The organism is Lacipirellulaceae bacterium, from assembly GCA_040218535.1.
Taxonomy (GTDB): Bacteria; Planctomycetota; Planctomycetia; order Pirellulales; family Lacipirellulaceae; genus Adhaeretor.
Map to the genome: position 1 here is coordinate 15,118 of JAVJRG010000005.1, position 11,924 is coordinate 27,041.

The 11,924-nt window shown below is 56.1% G+C and carries 11 protein-coding genes and 1 tRNA gene; 7 read left to right on the plus strand and 5 right to left on the minus strand.

The features are described from left to right. Positions 1-72 precede the first annotated feature (72 nt). Positions 73-1,209, plus strand: coding sequence for a TIGR03009 domain-containing protein (locus tag RIB44_00355; GenBank protein MEQ8615024.1), 1,137 nt, complete (start codon positions 73-75; stop codon positions 1,207-1,209). A 260-nt stretch (positions 1,210-1,469) separates the two neighbouring features. Further along, positions 1,470-2,669, plus strand: a complete 1,200-nt coding sequence (locus RIB44_00360) for a glycosyltransferase (GenBank protein ID MEQ8615025.1) — start codon at positions 1,470-1,472, stop codon at positions 2,667-2,669. A gap of 81 nt (positions 2,670-2,750) precedes the next feature. On the opposite strand, the gene RIB44_00365 is transcribed toward RIB44_00360, so the two are convergent. From RIB44_00365 to RIB44_00375, 3 genes are all read right to left on the minus strand, one after another. Beyond that, on the minus strand, positions 2,751-3,218 hold the full coding sequence (locus tag RIB44_00365; GenBank protein ID MEQ8615026.1) for a hypothetical protein: 468 nt from the start codon (positions 3,216-3,218) through the stop codon (positions 2,751-2,753). 149 nt (positions 3,219-3,367) lie between these two features. Next, positions 3,368-3,438 (minus strand) — tRNA-Gly (locus RIB44_00370). A 170-nt stretch (positions 3,439-3,608) separates the two neighbouring features. Beyond that, entirely contained in the window at positions 3,609-4,715 is a 1,107-nt protein-coding gene (locus RIB44_00375) for a hypothetical protein (protein ID MEQ8615027.1), read from the minus strand. A 194-nt stretch (positions 4,716-4,909) separates the two neighbouring features. Here RIB44_00375 and RIB44_00380 point away from each other — a divergent pair, with 194 nt between their 5' ends. The 3 genes from RIB44_00380 to katG all read left to right on the plus strand — a co-directional run bounded on the left by RIB44_00380 (position 4,910) and on the right by katG (position 8,379). Next, a complete protein-coding gene (locus RIB44_00380; GenBank protein MEQ8615028.1) occupies positions 4,910-5,545 on the plus strand; it encodes a VTT domain-containing protein in 636 nt (211 codons plus the stop codon). Between the two features lie 61 nt (positions 5,546-5,606). After that, the gene (locus RIB44_00385; protein MEQ8615029.1) at positions 5,607-6,053 is read left to right on the plus strand and encodes a Fur family transcriptional regulator; all 447 of its coding nucleotides are present in this window, start codon (positions 5,607-5,609) and stop codon (positions 6,051-6,053) included. Positions 6,054-6,177: 124 nt separating this feature from the next. After that, positions 6,178-8,379 (plus strand): catalase/peroxidase HPI, encoded by a 2,202-nt coding sequence (katG, locus tag RIB44_00390; protein MEQ8615030.1) that lies wholly within the window; start codon positions 6,178-6,180, stop codon positions 8,377-8,379. A gap of 70 nt (positions 8,380-8,449) precedes the next feature. Here the strand turns inward: katG and RIB44_00395 are convergent, their stop codons facing one another. Continuing rightward, positions 8,450-8,953, minus strand: coding sequence for a hypothetical protein (locus RIB44_00395; protein MEQ8615031.1), 504 nt, complete (start codon positions 8,951-8,953; stop codon positions 8,450-8,452). Positions 8,954-9,011: 58 nt separating this feature from the next. Continuing rightward, complete coding sequence (locus RIB44_00400) at positions 9,012-10,067, minus strand: DUF1559 domain-containing protein (GenBank protein ID MEQ8615032.1); 1,056 nt, start codon at positions 10,065-10,067, stop codon at positions 9,012-9,014. A 223-nt stretch (positions 10,068-10,290) separates the two neighbouring features. Between RIB44_00400 and RIB44_00405 the strand changes: the two genes are divergently transcribed. Together RIB44_00405 and RIB44_00410 are read left to right on the plus strand one after the other, a co-directional pair. Then, positions 10,291-10,905, plus strand: a complete 615-nt coding sequence (locus RIB44_00405; GenBank protein ID MEQ8615033.1) for an RNA polymerase sigma factor — start codon at positions 10,291-10,293, stop codon at positions 10,903-10,905. 11 nt (positions 10,906-10,916) lie between these two features. Then, on the plus strand, positions 10,917-11,741 hold the full coding sequence (locus tag RIB44_00410) for a hypothetical protein (protein ID MEQ8615034.1): 825 nt from the start codon (positions 10,917-10,919) through the stop codon (positions 11,739-11,741). Positions 11,742-11,924 lie beyond the last annotated feature (183 nt).

The following is an 11,924-nucleotide window of genomic DNA, read 5'->3' on the forward strand; positions in this document are numbered from 1 at the left end:
CTACTCTCCGCCGCACCCTCAGGTTCCCGGCTTACGGGTGCCGTGCCTTTCAGTTTGTTTCGAGTTCACTCCATGTTCAATTTCTTGCGTGCTGTTCGCTTGGCATTTGCCGTCATCCTAAGCTTGGTCACGGCGGCGAACGCTCAAACCTCGCCTTATCAGCAGCCAGCACAGCAGCGGTCTCAGAACGTTGCCGCGACGCCGCAGCGTTATCCCCAAGTCGATCAGCCGCAGATCCAACAGACGCAAGCGACCACCGACGCGCGAATTGCTGACAGCCGTGGTCTCGCGAACGGTGGTGTGAACCGGCAACCGAGTTATCAGCCCCTCGACCAGCGTCAGCCGGCAGGACAGCTCGGCCAACCCATTGCTCCCGGAGTACAGCAGGCAGTCCAAGCGCCGCCACAGCAAGCTCCGCCGTTTCAGTTGACGGACGTCGAGCGGCAATTCGTCCGGCAGATTCTTGAGATGTGGGAGAATCGCAGCAACGAGGTCAAGACGTTCAACGCCGACTTCGTTCGTTGGGAATACAATCACGCCTTTGGCGGAGTCGACCGTGCGATGACGCAAAGCGACGGTCAGCTCACTTACTCGAAGCCCGACAAGGGGAGCTTCTACATCAAGAAGATTCACCGTTGGGTTGCCGAGGTTCCAAAGAATACCGCCAAGGATGCACCCGGAAACTGGGTCGAACAGAAAAACGAAGTTGGAGAGCATTGGGTTTGTGACGGCAAAGCCATCTACGAATACGTCCAACGCGCCAAGGAGCTGCGCGTCCAGTCGATTCCCCCAGAGATGCGTGGCGAAGCGATCGTCAACGGTCCGTTGCCGTTCTTGTTTGGAGCAAAGGCAGATGATTTGGAGCGGCGCTATTGGATTCGCTCCAAGCAGTCGGATCCTGAAACGATTTGGCTGGAGGCTTACCCCCGATGGCAAGCCGATGCCGCGAACTACCGCATGGTGGACGTCATGCTTGATCGCAAGACCATGCTTCCTAAAGCGATCCAGGTGCACGAGCCCAACGGGCAGAGCCGTAGCGCTTATATGTTTAAGTCGCCGACGATCAACGGCAAGCTGGATGGCCTGCTTGGTAACATCTTCAGCGCCCCGCGGACTCCACTCGGCTGGAAACGTGTGGTCGAGCCAGCCCCAGCAGCAGCTCAAGGCTCGCTGCCCCAAGCCAAGCAATCGCAAGCGATCCAACGCTGAGCGACACATCAATACAAGCCCGACGCGCAAGCGAGTGAATCACTCGGTAGTCACCAGTTCACTCGCTTGCGCGTCGGGCTTGTATTTCGTTGCAATCGCTACAAGCGTGCTGATATGAATCGCATCAGCGAAGTTTGCCAATCGGCGGAGCCGGGAGCAAGTCGCAACTAGCTTGCGTAGTAGGCTTGAAGAGAACGTCCCGGCGAGCCCCAATCCGTTAGAATCGGGCTCGCGGCTAATCTCGTATTGCGATCTCTTCGATGTCCACTGACGCTATGCTTGCCGAGCAGCTTGAAGACGCCCCTACCACGATTCCTTTCCAGCCGACCAGTACCATCAAGGTGCTGCATGTGATCAATGGGGAGCATTTCTCAGGCGCCGAACGCGTGCAAGATTTGCTCGCGGTGAATCTGCCGCGCTGCGGATACGAGGTCGGTTTCGCCTGCGTGAAGCCCGACCGTTTCCCCGAAACACGAGAATCGGCGAGCCCGCTCTTTGAGCTACCGATGCGGGGCCGTTTCGATTTCGCTTGCGGTCGTCGCGTGGCTCAACTCGTGCGGGACGAGCAGTATGCGCTCATTCACGCTCACACACCGCGCTCATTGCTGGTGGGCAGCATCGCTGCGAAGCTCGCGGGCGTGCCCTTGATCTATCACGTTCACAGCCCAGCGGGGCGCGACTCGACGCGTCGCCTGGCCAACTGGGCAAACCTGTGGCTTGAGCGTCGCTCCGCTCGGCGTGCGGCACGACTTGTCGCCGTGTCGCCAAGTGTCCGGCAATACATGATCGAGGCAGGATTCCCGGAAGAGAAAGTGGTTTACGTTCCCAATGGCGTTCCGAAGATCGACGTAGCCCCGCGCACCGAAACGCCAAAGAGTTGGACCCTCGGCATGGCCGCGCTGTTTCGCCCGCGGAAGGGCATTGAAGTGCTGCTCGAAGCATTAGCTTCGGTGCGATCCACGGGGCTTGATGTTCGGCTACGTGCGATCGGCCCATTCGAGACTCCCGAGTACGAATCGGAAGTAATGGCCCTTGTCGAGAAGCTCGGCGTCACTGATGCGGTCGATTGGACCGGCTTTGTGACGGATATCCCTGCCGAGTTAGCCGAGATCGACGTCAGCGTTCTCCCGAGTCTTTTCGGCGAGGGTTTGCCGATGGTTGTCTTGGAAGCGATGGCCGCGGGCGTCCCAGTAATCGCCAGTTCGGTCGAAGGCATCCCTGAGGCAATCCGACATCGCCAGGAGGGACTGCTCGTTGAACCGGGCAGCGTGAGCCAGTTGGCCCTGGCGATCGAAGACCTGGTTGGCAGCCCACTGATCGCCCACCCTGAGCAACACCCGATCGACTACCCCGCCATGAGCGCCGCTGCTCAAGAGCGACATGCGGAGCGCTTTTCTGCCGAGGCGATGGCGGCGAATCTTGCTCAAGTCTATGACGATGTCCTCGGAGTGAGCTCCTGAGCCGAGAAGCGTCAGCTCTCGGGTCGAACTGCTTGAGGGAACAACTTGAGAGCTGACGCTTCTCGGCTCAAGGCTCTGTATTCAAAGCGAACGCGTCTCCACCACTTCAAGTCCTTGTTCGCTCGAGTAGCTCAGTCGTGTGACGTCCTGCACGCAATAGTCGAGCAGTACACCGAAGCGTCCGTCGGCAGAGCACTGCACGAGTGCTTCCAGGTGGCCATCGAGATCGTACACCTGCCAGACGGAACTCGCGGGCTTATCGTTTTCTTTCTGTTTCTCGATAAGGATGGCCACATTGCCCTGCTCCATCCGTACGACATCAGCAATACGACGTTTCGTACCGGCGGAGACACGACGCCAGCGGCTCACTTGGACATACTCAATTTCGCCTTGGACATCACGGACAACCAGGGCACCGCCGAAGTGAGGGGCGATGGTCTCAGCATCTGAGTCCTGCGGCAAAAAACGTCTCGCCGAGGATGAGTCGCTTCGCGAGTAGCATTCTGTCTTGGTTTCCAGGCGGTTTTTGGTGGAATTCAGTGCAACCATGATCGTCTCTCCTGCTCACAAGGGTCCAATTCCGCGGCTCGAAACAAGCCGCTACTAAAGAACTAAGCGAAAACAGAAGAAAGTTGTTACAAGAACTTCGACCCCGCGTGGCCAGAGATGCTGAGAGCCGAAAGCCAACAGCTAAGAAGAGCGGGTGAAGGGAATCGAACCCTCGTCTAAAGCTTGGGAAGCTTTCGTTCTACCATTGAACTACACCCGCGACGCGGCAGGCACTCTCGCTGAGTACCGTACCTCAATCCGCAGTCTATAGCGGAGTCTAACTTGCAGCAAGTTGTCGCCGCGTAGTTTTCAGTTGTCAGTGTTCAGTATATTAGCAGGAACCTGCGGAGGCATTTCATCTAACAGTTCCTACCGCCTACTGCCCACTGCCTACTGATTCGCGAGAAGATTCAACCGCTGCCTCAGTTGCTCCAACCGGCGCTGGGCAGCGCGGTCGAAGGGCTTGAGGAAGTCGCCTTCGTGGTTGCGCTCGGCATTGTCGAGCTGCGTTTGCACGCGTGCAACCAACGTATCGAGCGAACGAGGCTCTCGCAAGAAACGACGCTGGCGTTCTGTGAGCAGATCGTAGTACAGCGAGACCAATTGACGCTGACTTTCGAGTTGCTCGAGCGATTCAACCAATTCGATTAGGCTTCCTGCATCACCCGCGGCGGCGTTGATTAAGGAAGCTTCGATCTCTCGAATACCTTCGTGGTAGCCGGTGATCCGTGCTGAAAGTTCACGGAGGTTGATTTTAACATCAGGCGTTTCTTCGCGAGGTTGTTGGGCGAATTGGCTTTCTTCTTGGAGTGGTTCGACTTTCCGCAGTGGTTGCCCTGCGAAATCTCCTGCAATGGGTTCTTCTTCGAAGGGTTCCTGAAATACCTCGGCGACCGAGGCTTCTTCGCCCCATTCACGAGCGGCAACATACTCAACATCCACCCCTTCTTCTTCGAACGTGTTTGCAGGAGCGGGCTCCGCCAAGTCGGGGGTACGAGAAAAGCTGCTGTTCTTGCGAGTTTTCGGTTGATTCTCGAAAGGAACGATAATGTCAGCCAAACCTCCCGCGAGGCTCGATCCGGTTGCCAGTCGACCCTTCTCACGTGTTTCTTCATTCGCTTGCGGATTCGCCGTGGAAGTAAACTCAGGCGTCTCCGGCAAAGCACGCTTCGAGCCCGGCATCGAGCGGGCCATCGCTTCGCGAATCCAACGGGCGAGTTTCTCATCGCGTTCATCGGTGGCGGGAGCAGCATCCCACTGGCGGAGGACTTCGTTGAACTGTGCGACACGCTTGTCGAGCAGGCGTGTGTCGTGTCGATAGGCGATGTCAAATTGCGTCATCAATTCCGACTCAAGCTGCGCGAGATCTCCGATCGGAGCTTCATTAACTCGCTGCGCTGTGACCGCCACGCCCAAAATGCCGATGGCGAAGAGCGTACTTACGATCGCTGTGATCCGTTCGCTGGTGGACGAGTCGTGCATGAATTTCAATCGCATGGGTTTCATTCCTGAAGAGTGTTTGGATATTTCGCACAAGCCCAAAGCGCAAACGAGTGAATCAAGACGAATGCTTGGGAATTCACTTGCTAGCGCTTCGTGTTGGTATTCGATTGGCTGCTAGCCAGTCCTGTCGCCTAAAGCGTAGAATCGCCTGAGGCGTTGTCAAAATCCTTCCCACAACTGAAGAACGAATGCCCAACGATCTTTGGAAGCCGTTGCTACTGATTACGGTTGTGCTGGTTTTGCCGTTGGTGCTGCTGGCCGTTTGGGGAGAACCGTTCACGGAGCAGCTCGCACGTTGGGAGGAGTCTCCTCCGTCTCATGGGGTGCTGGCCCTTGTGATTGTGGGGGCACTCGCCAGCGATGTCTTTCTACCCATCCCCTCAGGACCTCTCTGCACATTGGCAGGGAGCGTATTGGGTGTTTGGCAGGGTACCCTGGTTGGCTGCGTGGGAATGACGCTTGGAGCAACGATTGCCTTTGCCCTGGCACGACGCTGGGGAAAGCCGTTGGCTGTTCGCTACTCATCGGCGGAGCGTATCGAGGAACTAGAAGACGCTTGCCGGAATCACGGCCCGTGGATGCTCGCCATCACACGGCCCTTGCCGATCGTTGCCGAGGCTTGTGCGCTGCTCGTTGGTGCGTTGCAGATGCCTTGGAGAACATTCCTTGTTACGACGACGATTTGCAATGGCGTTCTCTCGTTGGGGTACTCACTGCTTGGCAGTCAAGCGGTCACCCAAGGCTGGCTGCCTGCGGCGCTCTGCATGTCCGTCGCTTTACCGTTGTTGGCGACTTGGGTCTGGCAACGGGGCTTGGCGAGATAGTTCCGCTAAGAAGACTCATGCCATTTCTTGACAAAGTCCAGAATCCTGGTAGATTACGGGCATGTCAGACGAAACGGCCAAAATATTGCGGGAGCATGGCGTGCAAGTCACTGCTCAGCGTCTGGCGGTCCTGCAAGCCGTTTCAAGGCTTCCGCACGGTACGGCGGACGAAGTGGCCGACGACGCGCGAGCCGAAATCGGGGCGATTTCTCGCCAAGCCGTCTACGATGCGCTCAACATTCTCGTTGAAAGCAACCTCATCCGCCGCATCCAACCGGCCGGCTCACCGGCACGCTACGAGGACCGCGTCGGCGATAATCATCACCATCTGATTTGCCGTCAGTGTGGCGTTACTGTCGACGTCGATTGCGCGGTTGGTAAAAGGCCCTGCCTCACAGCGGCAGAAACTTCGGGCTACGAGATTGATGAAGCGGAAGTCATCTTTTGGGGCACCTGCCCGAAGTGTATCAAAAAGAAGCCTCGTAAGAAGGAAAAAGCGACTCGTTAGACCCTAGCCCCAGGCGCAAGCCTGGGGTTAGAACGCTTTAATACTCACGATTTCAAACCCCAGGCTTGCGCCTGGAGCGAACTCTCAAAAATCAAATTCTCAACTCACCAAAAAGGAGTTTCTCATGTCTACCAACCTCAGCCAATGTCCTTACCTAAACCCTTCAAGCCGCCACACGGCAGCGGGCGTTCAAAACAATGGGGATTGGTGGCCGAATCAACTTAACCTGAAGATTTTGCATCAGCACTCGCGGCTTTCGAATCCGATGGAGGAGGAGTTTGACTACGCAGAAGCTTTCAAGAGCCTCGACTACCAGGCGCTCAAACAAGATCTCCACAACCTGATGACTGATTCGCAAGATTGGTGGCCAGCCGATTACGGGCATTATGGACCATTCTTCATCCGCATGGCGTGGCATGCTGCTGGAACTTACCGGATTGATGATGGTCGCGGTGGAGCCGGCGGTGGTATGCAGCGATTTGCTCCGCTAAACAGTTGGCCCGACAACGCCAATCTCGACAAGGCGCGTCGGCTGCTCTGGCCGATCAAGCAAAAGTACGGCAAGAACCTCTCCTGGGCGGACCTGCTGGTGCTGACCGGCAACATCGCGCTCGAGTCGATGGGGCTCGAAACTTTCGGCTTTGGCGGCGGTCGGGAAGATCGCTGGGAACCTGATGGCGATGTCTACTGGGGTCCCGAGAGTGAGTGGCTCGGCGACGAGCGTTACACTGGCGAGCGCGAGCTAGAGCAACCACTGGGTGCCGTGCAAATGGGCCTTATCTACGTGAATCCCGAAGGACCCAACGGAAACCCGGATCCCTTGGCAGCAGCACACGACATTCGTGAAACCTTTGGCCGCATGGCCATGGACGACGAAGAGACGGTCGCCTTGATTGCCGGTGGCCACACTTTTGGCAAAGCCCACGGTGCCGCTCCGGACGATAATTGCGGCCCAGAGCCTGAAGGCGAGAGTCTCGAACGGCAAGGCTTTGGCTGGATGAACAGCTTCGGCAGCGGCAGCGGGGCGGACACAATCACCAGCGGCCTCGAAGGGGCTTGGACCAGCGAGCCGACCAAGTGGAACAATGAGTACTTCGATAACTTGTTTGGTTTCGAGTGGGAACTGACGAAAAGCCCCGCCGGTGCTCATCAGTGGAAGCCGAAGGATCCGGCCGCAGCCGACATGGTGCCCGACGCCCACGATCCCTCGAAGAAACATCCCCCGATGATGTTCACGACAGACCTGGCCCTCAAAGAGGATCCGGCCTACGGTCCAATTTCTAAGCGATTCCACGAGAACCCCGATCAGCTTGCCGAAGCTTTCTCCAAAGCGTGGTACAAACTAATCCACCGCGACATGGGCCCCGTTTCACGACTGCTTGGCCCTGAGGTTGCCCCACCGCAACTTTGGCAGGACCCGATTCCTGCAGCGGAACATGATCTGATTGACGATGCCGACGTTGCTGAATTGAAAGGAAAGATTCTCTCAGCCGGCTTGACGATTCCCGAGTTGGTGCGCGTCGCCTGGGCCTCAGCCGCCACCTACCGTGGAACCGACAAACGAGGCGGAGCCAACGGCGCACGGATTCGCTTTGCTCCGCAGAAGGATTGGGAAGTTAACCAGCCTGAAGAGCTTTCGAAAGTTCTCGCTGCTTTGGAGAAAGTGCAAAGCGACTTCAACGGCTCGCAATCTGGCGGAAAGCAAGTTTCCTTGGCAGACCTGATCGTCTTGGGTGGTTGTGCGGCGATTGAACAAGCAGCCAAAGCCGCCGGCCATGACGTGAAAGTTCCCTTCGCCCCCGGTCGCACCGACGCCACCGACGAACAAACTGACGCCGAGTCGTTCGAGCCACTGGAACCCACCTACGATGGCTTTCGTAACTACGTCTACCTCGAAGATGGTTTCGACCGCCCCATTGAGGAACTGCTCGTCGACCGCGCTTGCCTGTTGACGCTCACTGCTCCTGAGATGACGGTTCTCGTCGGCGGCATGCGGGTGCTGAACGCCAACACGGGTGGCGCTCCGTTCGGCGTCTTCACCGAAACGCCGGAAACGCTAACCAACGACTTCTTCGTCAATCTACTGAACAACGATCTGACATGGAAGAAATCCGAAAAGTGCGAGCACTTCTTCGAAGGTCGCCTCGATGGTTCTGATGACGTCAAATGGTCAGCGACTGCCGTCGATTTGGTATTCGGATCCAACAGCCAACTCCGCTCCTTGGCGGAAGTTTACGCGAGCGACGACTCGAAAGAGAAATTCGTCACGGACTTCGTTGCCGCTTGGGATAAGGTGATGAATCTCGACCGGTTTGATTTGAAGTAAGAGCCATCAGGCAAGTAAGGCGGTCACTGGCGGCCGCCTTACTTGCCTGTAATAATTTTGGCTTTGGAACTCACCGACTGAGTTGGTTATTTTCGTCTGGTGAAATCGGTGCCGACCAGAGTTCTTCGTACTCTGCTGCATCGACCTCGCGAGAAGTCATATTTAAGAAGCCCACCAAGCGCATCCCTTCAATACCGGTAGCCTCGAAAACGACCGGTGCGTCACTGCCCATGATGTTGCCAGGTACACCGTAGCGTACCTTGAAAGGTTGGCCATCCCGTTCGCTTACGAAGACTTGGTCAACCGTGCCTGGTTCGACCCCGATGTTGGCTAGCTTTTGAGGATTCCAGCTTTTGAGAAACGATTTGAGTTCCTCTTCAGACTTTGGTCCTCGCCAGTTATGGCGACTTTGGTAGGCTTCGTAGAGATTGGCAAGTCGTTGGATGTTTTGGTCGTTCGCTTCGGCGAGTAAGTCTTTCGGGTCCGTTTCGCTGCAGCCGGTGCCAAGGCTTAGGAGAACGAGGCAAATCGCAAGCTTACTTTGGAAACCGAACCATTGAGCGTGATCTTTCAAAATCAAGACTCCTCTCCGGACATTAAGAAATCGACTACCACAATGGGAGGTCGAATGGTTATAGCTCTGCAGGCAAGCCATCGGCACGTTTGCCCATGCGATCCAATACGATTAGGTCGGCGTCGAGCGATATCGAATGGGTCGAACCATCGCCAAATACGGCAAGGAAAACCCCAGAGTGTGCTGATCCGAAGCCCTTTTCGACTTTCAGGCTGCCCTGGTTATTGAAACTCGACGGACGTTGCTCGCCGTCGTTCAAGACCGGAACGGTCTCACGTGAGCAACTATCGACCGTTCTTGCTCCAAACATTCGCATCGTCGGCCAATCGGCGGCACTGTAGTAGCCTCGGATCTCCCAGAATTGGAACGGAGAGTTACGCGGGATCGTATAGCGATCCGCAGCCACAGCTTTCTCGGCAATCATGATGGTATTCGATGAGCCGTCAGTGACACTCTTAAAACCAATGCGGCTGAACTTCGTTACGTCTGTCGCGCCTAGGTCAGTGTGGCCGCCACGGGCGATGATACCCGTCCAAACTAGTTCCTCCTCAGTCCCTTGAGAATTCGACTTTGGAGGTTCGTCCGCTCTCCACTCAAATTCAGTCCACCCTAAATCACAATGGCTAGCCATCACGCCAGCATAGTCACCAAATCGAAAGACATCGGCACCGAGAATTCCGAATCGTTCGCTGCGCGAAGGGCAGTTGAATGCGGCCACCGGTGTGTCAGCCAAACCTGTATCGGTGAAGCCATTGCTTCCTACTGGGGCAGTCGCACGCTGGTCTGCCAAACTTTGTTGTTCCATAAAGGGCAAAATCTGGAACATCCAGCTTGCGTACTCATATCCGTAAAGAGGTCCTTGTTGCGAATCGCGGTCTAGGAACTCGGATACGGAACCTCCAGCAGTCGGATAGGCACCTTGAGAGGATTCCTGATTGAGGCAAGCCAACCCAATCTGCTTCAGGTTGTTGATGCACTGCGTCCGCCGAGCCGCTTCGCGTGCCGCTTGTACCGCGGGTAGGAGCAAGCCAACGAGAACGCCGATAATGGCGATCACCACTAACAGTTCGACGAGCGTAAAAGCGTGGCGTCGGGGGCTTAGTCGTTTGGGCATCATTGGTGTTCCGAGATCAGAAAAGAGGAGATGAATAAGCTGTTATGACGCGGGTGGCTTTGGGTCTCAGGTCCCGCTGACACTCATTGATAGGACTAAGTCTACCATCTATGTAACAGTTCCGCAAACTGTTTTTTGCCGTGGGCCGTTTAGGATCTTGCAGAGGTTCCCCGCAGTCATGCAATGAAATAGAGTATTGGCGACATTCATCAGTTAGACAGACATGGCCAAGCCCTCACGATCGCCAGACGATTCAGCAGCCAAGCCCTCTCCCGAGGTATTGAGTGCTGCGCAATTTGCGACCGAGTTCCAGAGCAGCTACGACCGCTTGTGGGTGTTGGCTGCAGCCATGTTGGGCGATCGCCACCTGGCAGAAGACATTGTTCAAGATTCAGGGATCGTCGCACTAAAACGTTTAGATGAATTTGAAGTGGGAACGAGTTTCGTCGCCTGGATGTCACAGATCGTGCGTTTTCAAGCTTACAACCAATCGCGAAAGCGCACTCGCCGGAGCACGCGCAGCGTTGACCCAATCACACTGGACTCTGAAGCGAGCAATCACCCAGCGACAACCCAGTTACCAGACTCGAAAGGAGTTCTGCCCGCCAACCAAACGCTTTTTGATGATCAAGTGATGCAAGCCTTGCAAGAACTAAGCGATGTGGCACGCGCGTGCCTGTTGCTGAGAACCCTGCATCAGCTCGCTTATGCGGAGATCGCCGCGATGCTCGAGATTGCCGAAGGGACGGCGATGAGTCATGTGCATCGTTCGAAAGCCCTGCTGCGGAAAAAACTGACTCAGAACGCCACCAAGACGGACAACCAGCGAACGAGCTAAATGACACGATAATGCCTGACTTCCACGAGTCAAAATCCGATCAGCCCGACGAGCGCCTCGAAGCGTATCTCGATGACTGCATGACGCCTGAAGAGCGTCAGGCATTCGAATCTGAAATGGCCGGCAATGAGCAGCTCCGTCAGCAGTACGATCTGCAACAGCAGCTCGATGCTTCCCTGGGGCGCTTATTTGTCGCTCCTGCGGCGCCGCCCGACATCCTGTCGCTGGCTGATCGTGAAGGTCCCACCAAAGCTCTTAACGAGTTGCCTGATCGTGACCAGGAGGCTGACAAGGAAACGTCGAAGAAGAATCGCAGAGCCATTTTCGCCCTCCTGGCCGCAATCATTGCATGGATCATCGTAGGAGTCGGAATCGACTTCGATAACCCTAAGAGCCCCTACGATCGCCTGGCATTGGCGGAGATTTACGAGAAGTCAGTCGCCGACGGATTTCAGCCGAAGTGGGTTTGCGACGACGATCGCGAGTTTGCCGAAACCTTTCAACAACGTCAGGGAGTTCCACTGCTTCTGAAGCCGGACGCGCAAGATCTGATGGTCGGACTCTCCTACTTGAGCGGTGTGACTTCGCGGACCACCACCATGCTCGCACGAGTTGATGGCAAGCCGGTTCTCGTTTTCGTCGAACGTCTCGCACTGGATACCAAGCCGGAAGCCCCCTCTTGGAGCAGCGGCCTGGAGCTCTTCCGCAAGGAACTTGGCGATCTCGTCCTGTATGAAGTCACGCCGTTTTCCGAGCCCCGCGTTCTGGAGCACTTCTACATTCCTGAGACGCTTCCTCCGCTGGAGGAATCTGAAGCGTCGGTCGGCGAGGAATAGACTATATCCGAGTATTGATTGTGACTAAGTCATCAAGGCGTAGCTCAAGGTCGCTTGAGCTACGCCTTTTCTATGCGCTCACTGCGAAGCTCATGTCCTTGTCACGAACTCCAAAGTTTTTTTTAAAATTCCTGCAAGAGATCCTGCGTGAGGCAACATCTGTCTCTTGTTAGCGCTAACAAA

What these genes read in the sequence shown, in the direction of transcription:
- RIB44_00380 (MEQ8615028.1), top strand. Translation starts at nt 4,910, where the DNA reads ATGCCCAACGATCTTTGGAAGCCGTTGCTACTGATTACGGTTGTGCTG.
- RIB44_00360 (MEQ8615025.1), top strand. Translation starts at nt 1,470, where the DNA reads ATGTCCACTGACGCTATGCTTGCCGAGCAGCTTGAAGACGCCCCTACC.
- RIB44_00405 (MEQ8615033.1), top strand. Translation starts at nt 10,291, where the DNA reads ATGGCCAAGCCCTCACGATCGCCAGACGATTCAGCAGCCAAGCCCTCT.
- katG (MEQ8615030.1), top strand. Translation starts at nt 6,178, where the DNA reads ATGTCTACCAACCTCAGCCAATGTCCTTACCTAAACCCTTCAAGCCGC.
- RIB44_00375 (MEQ8615027.1), bottom strand. Translation starts at nt 4,715, where the DNA reads ATGCGATTGAAATTCATGCACGACTCGTCCACCAGCGAACGGATCACA.
- RIB44_00385 (MEQ8615029.1), top strand. Translation starts at nt 5,607, where the DNA reads ATGTCAGACGAAACGGCCAAAATATTGCGGGAGCATGGCGTGCAAGTC.
- RIB44_00410 (MEQ8615034.1), top strand. Translation starts at nt 10,917, where the DNA reads ATGCCTGACTTCCACGAGTCAAAATCCGATCAGCCCGACGAGCGCCTC.
- RIB44_00355 (MEQ8615024.1), top strand. Translation starts at nt 73, where the DNA reads ATGTTCAATTTCTTGCGTGCTGTTCGCTTGGCATTTGCCGTCATCCTA.
- RIB44_00400 (MEQ8615032.1), bottom strand. Translation starts at nt 10,067, where the DNA reads ATGCCCAAACGACTAAGCCCCCGACGCCACGCTTTTACGCTCGTCGAA.
- RIB44_00365 (MEQ8615026.1), bottom strand. Translation starts at nt 3,218, where the DNA reads ATGGTTGCACTGAATTCCACCAAAAACCGCCTGGAAACCAAGACAGAA.